General features: G+C 28.5%; 3 protein-coding genes, 1 tRNA gene and 1 pseudogene. 4 read left to right on the top strand and 1 reads right to left on the bottom strand.

Going from position 1 to position 4,740, the window contains the following annotated elements:
• The 4 genes from T390_RS04145 to T390_RS0103400 form a co-directional block, all read left to right on the top strand.
• On the top strand, positions 1–188 hold a 188-nt coding region (locus tag T390_RS04145), incomplete at its 5' end, for a hypothetical protein (RefSeq protein ID WP_408633495.1).
• A gap of 209 nt (positions 189–397) precedes the next feature.
• Positions 398–1,297: a UTP--glucose-1-phosphate uridylyltransferase gene (locus T390_RS0103410; protein ID WP_027335083.1), complete on the top strand. Its 900-nt coding sequence runs from the start codon at positions 398–400 to the stop codon at positions 1,295–1,297.
• Positions 1,298–1,476: 179 nt separating this feature from the next.
• A tRNA-Ser gene (locus T390_RS0103405) sits at positions 1,477–1,567 on the top strand.
• Positions 1,568–1,649: 82 nt separating this feature from the next.
• Entirely contained in the window at positions 1,650–4,376 is a 2,727-nt protein-coding gene (locus tag T390_RS0103400; protein WP_027335082.1) for a cation-translocating P-type ATPase, read from the top strand.
• Positions 4,377–4,540: 164 nt separating this feature from the next.
• Here T390_RS0103400 and T390_RS04190 read toward each other — a convergent pair.
• A pseudogene (locus T390_RS04190) lies at positions 4,541–4,740 on the bottom strand (IS30 family transposase); the annotation flags it as partial.

Here is a 4,740-nt window from a genome sequence, read left to right as displayed (position 1 = left end):
ATGCACACCGTTATATCAGAAGATTTATCCCAAAAGGCACATCTATGGATAAATTCACTCAAAGTGATATGGATATAATTCAAGAAAGAATTAATAAAATTGAAAGACACAATATCGCAGACTGAAATTATAAAAATTTCAAACCTTCACAGTTAGAGAAAATTTCAAACTCGTTCATTAATAAGTAAACGAAAATTCAGGTAATTTGTAAAATTCATTAAAAAATTCATCTTTTTTGCCTTATAAGGCAATCTTTTCTATTATTTTCTAATCAATAGTCTATTATTAAAATAGATTTTTATTATTTATCTTTTTAGGCGGAATCTCACTTTTGCATTTTATAGGATTTTTTATTATTGTTTTATTGCATATTTTTTATGTATATAATTGTTTTACTATGGAAAAAGAAATTAAGAAAGTTAGAAAATTAATTATTCCTGCTGCAGGTTGAGGAACTAGATTCTTACCTATGACTAAAATAATGCACAAGGAATTAACTCCAATTTTAGATACACCATTAATTAATTATTTAGTTGATGAAGCTGTAAATTCAGGAATTGAAGAAATCTATATTATTATCAGTGAAAGAAAAAAAGACATTTTAAGATTCTTTGATGTTAATGAAGCTTTGGAATCAGAATTGGAATCAAAAGGTAAAATTACATTATTGAATAAAGTAAGAAAAACAAACAGAATTCATTTAGTTAAGACTATCATTCAACAAAGTCAAAATGGTTTAGGGCACGCTTTAGCTTGTGCTAAAGATTATATTAATAATGAACCATTTGCAATAATTTTGGGTGATGACTTAATTAAATCTAATATACCTGCAACAAGACAATTGGTAGAATTCTACAATAAAACAGGCGTAAACATTTTAGGTGTTCAAAGTGTTGGAATGGATTATGTACATAAATATGGTATTGTTAAACCTTTAAATGAATCCGAAAGAAATGAAAAAGCATTTGAAATCGTTGGAGCAGTAGAAAAACCCAAACGTGAAGATGCACCAAGTGATAAAGCTATTTTAGGTAGATATATTTTTAATTCAGAAATATTAGATATATTAAGCAGAATTCCGTATGATGGAATGAATGAAATACAAGTTGTTGATGCATTTAATGAATTAATGAATAAATACAATCAAAAAATTTATGCTTTTGAATTTGAAGGAACAAGATACGACTTGGGTTCTATTGAAGGATTTGTTAAAGCTAATATTGATTATGCTTTAGAAAATGATGAAATTAAAGATAAAATAGCTAATTACATTAAAGAAAAAGTTAAAAATCTTTAAATACTAAAACTGGTTATCCAGTTTTTATTTTAACCTGTTTTACAGTCTTTTTAGGGTTGTACAATAAATTAAAAATGATTTTTACTTGTTTAAATATTCAATATCAGTTGCGTGTAATGACTTTTATAATTTTGTTGCGATAATAAATCTATTTGTTATAATATAAAAGCTAATTGAGTGGGGAAGTACTCAAGTTGGTGAAGAGGACACATTGCTAACGTGTTAGAGGTGGCAACACCTGCGGAGGTTCGAGCCCTCTCTTCCCCGCCATTTTTTTATTTCTTTTTTTAATTTTATAATTCATTATAATTTTTTAAGTTTTATTTAATAAATTAAATAAAAAAGGAGAAAAATGACTCTGAATGAAGCAAAAAAGTATACAGGCTTAACTAGTGAACAAGCTCACGAAAATATGCAAAAATACGGTGAAAATACTTTAGCTAAAAGAGCTAAAGTAAATCCTATATTAGCATACTTAAAGCAATTTGCAGATCCTATGGTTATCTTACTTTTAATAGCAGCTGCAATAAGTTTTGGGTTAGCTATTTATGAACACATTAAGCTAGGACAAGTTAATACAAGAGTTATTGTGGGATATGTTGAACCTTGCATTATTTTACTTGTAATACTATTAAATAGTTTAATTGGTGCATACCAAGAAGTAAAAAGCGATCAAGCAGTACGGGCTTTAGAAAATTCTTCTATATCTAATGTAACTGTTAAGAGGAATAATGAAGTTATTATTATTCCTGCTAATAAATTAGTTCCAGGAGACTTAGTTATTTTAGCTGCTGGCGACACAATTAACGCTGACGGTAGAATACTTGAAGCATCAAACTTTTATGTTGTTGAAGCTAGTTTAACTGGCGAAAGCAATCCGATTGAAAAGTTTGTAAATTGAGATAAACCTTTAGATTCAACTTTAGCAAATAACAATAATTATGTTTACTCTGGCACATATGTAACTAACGGTAAGGCAGTTTATATTGTTGAAGCTATTGGTGTTAATACTGAAATTGGAAAAATTAACTCATTAATTCAAAAACAAAAGAAAACAGAAACACCTTTACAAGCCAAGCTAAATAAATTAAGTAAATGATTTGGTTATGCTGGTGTTATCTTACTATTTGTTAGCTTTATTTTACAAATCTTGCTAAATAATTTAGACACAAAAATTTGAAATAATCCAGAGGTTTATACAGATTCACTTGTAACGGGTATTTCACTAGCTGTTGCGGCTATACCTGAAGGCTTAATAGCTTTTACTACCGTTATACTTTCAATTGGTGTAACTAAAATTAGTAAAGAGCACGGACTTGTTAAGAATCTATTAGCAGTTGAAACTCTAGGGTCAGCTTCAATTATTTGCACCGATAAAACAGGTACATTAACTGAAAATAAAATGACTGTAGTTGATGCTTATACAAACAATAAATTCCTAAAAAGCCTACAAAATAATGATAAAGATTTACTTGAATTAATTAAGGTTGCTTGCTATTGTAATGATGCATATATTACATTAGAAAATGATAAATTTAAAGAAATTGGCGACCCAACTGAAACTGGATTATTAAGATTCGGTTATGAGTACGATATTAAAAAAGAAACATTATTACAAAAACATAACATTATTGATTCACTTCCTTTTGATAGTGATAGAAAAATGATGTCTGTTTTAGTTGAATCTAATAACAACAAAAAAGTTATGTTAACTAAAGGTGCTCCTGACGTAATTATTAATAGATGTAATAACATAGATAAGGAAGCAATCTTAAAAATAAATGAAGACTGAGCTAAAAAATCCTATAGAGTTCTAGCTTTTGCTTCAAAAGTAGAAAACAAAAATAAAATTAACTTTGACGATGAAAAAGATTTAGAATTTGTTGGTCTGATTGCTATGATTGACCCTCCAAGAGCTAATGTTAAAGATAGTATTGCTGAGGCTCAAAGAGCTGGAATAAAAGTAGTTATGATTACTGGTGACCATTTAACCACAGCTAATTCAATTGCTACAAGTTTAGGGATTTTAGGTCCTGAAGATTTATCTGTTGAAGGCAGTGAATTAAAAAAATGAAGCGATGAAGAATTAGCTCAAAAAGTAACTAAAATAGCTGTTTATGCTCGTGTAAACCCTGAAGATAAACTTAGAATCGTTAAAGCTTGACAGTCACACGAAAAAGTTGTAGCAATGACAGGTGACGGAGTTAATGATGCTCCTGCCTTAAAAGCTAGCGATATAGGTTGTGCTATGGGAATTACTGGAACTGATGTTTCAAAACAGAGTTCTGACTTAATTTTAACTGACGATAACTTCAATACTATAGTTAAATCAGTCAAAAATGGTAGATTAGTTTTTGACAAAATTAAAACTGTAACAATGAACTTATTAGTAAGTTCTATTACAGAAGTATTAGTAATGCTTATTGGTATGGTTGCCTTTAATTTAGCTTTCAAAGAATATTATAAAAATACTGAATATGGTTTTTATATATTCAGTGCTTCACAATTACTATGAATTAACTTATTAACTCATGGACTGCCAGCAATTGCCTTAGGCTTAGTTGATTCAGGCAAAGATGTTATGGCTAGAAAACCTTATTTAAAGAAAGAAAGTCTTTTTGCTAGAGGCATGGGAATTGAACTACTTTGACAATCTTGTGTTGTGAGTTTAGTTTCGTTATTGTCATACGCTGGTGCAGTGTTATTTTGCATCAACAGTAGTGATAAAATGCTAATTGAAAATATTCCTTTAATTTCGTCTACTTGTGCCTTTATAACAATGGGATTAGCTACCTCTATAAATTCAATTAATTTAATGAGTGATAAATCTATTTTCACTTCAAGTATGAAGAAATATTGACCAGTATGATTAGCTGCTTTATTCTCGGCATTATCAGTAATATTTGCAGCATTCGTTCCGAAAGTTGCTCAAATGTTTAAAATGTTCCCTGGTATTACTTCGGTAAATTCTGGAATCTTCTTAGCTTGATCAGTTCCTCTAGCTTTAGTTTTAACTATTTGTGTAGAATTTAAAAAAGTTATTTTAAATTCTAAAAATAAGTTTAAAGCTGTTTTATAGATAAATAAAACAATACACAGACCTTAAAAGTCTGTGTCCCAGATTGTAATTTCAAAAGCTACAATCAAAATAAAGATATATCTTATTTACAAGGTATATCTTTTTTATATATTTTAAAAAACTTAAATAATAAAAAATCAAGATAGACATCTCAATTTTTATAATTAATCTATTAGCTTTTTAAAAAATTTGTTTCTATTAGCGTTGCTTGCGTGTCCTCGTTTTTGTCATCCGTATAAATTTTCATTTTCTGGTATTTCATTTCACGGGTTTTCTTGACTAAGTTTTGTGTAAACATCAATAGCAGATAAATAACCTAAAATCTCTCTAGGTCTATTATTAATTATGTTTTGTACATACAAAA

The sequence above is a fragment of the Mycoplasmopsis felifaucium ATCC 43428 genome, from assembly GCF_000687775.1.
Lineage (GTDB): Bacteria > Bacillota_I > Bacilli_A > Mycoplasmatales > Metamycoplasmataceae > Mycoplasmopsis > Mycoplasmopsis felifaucium.
Note: the sequence above shows the minus strand (reverse complement) of the source record. Positions and strands in the feature narration are given on the sequence as shown.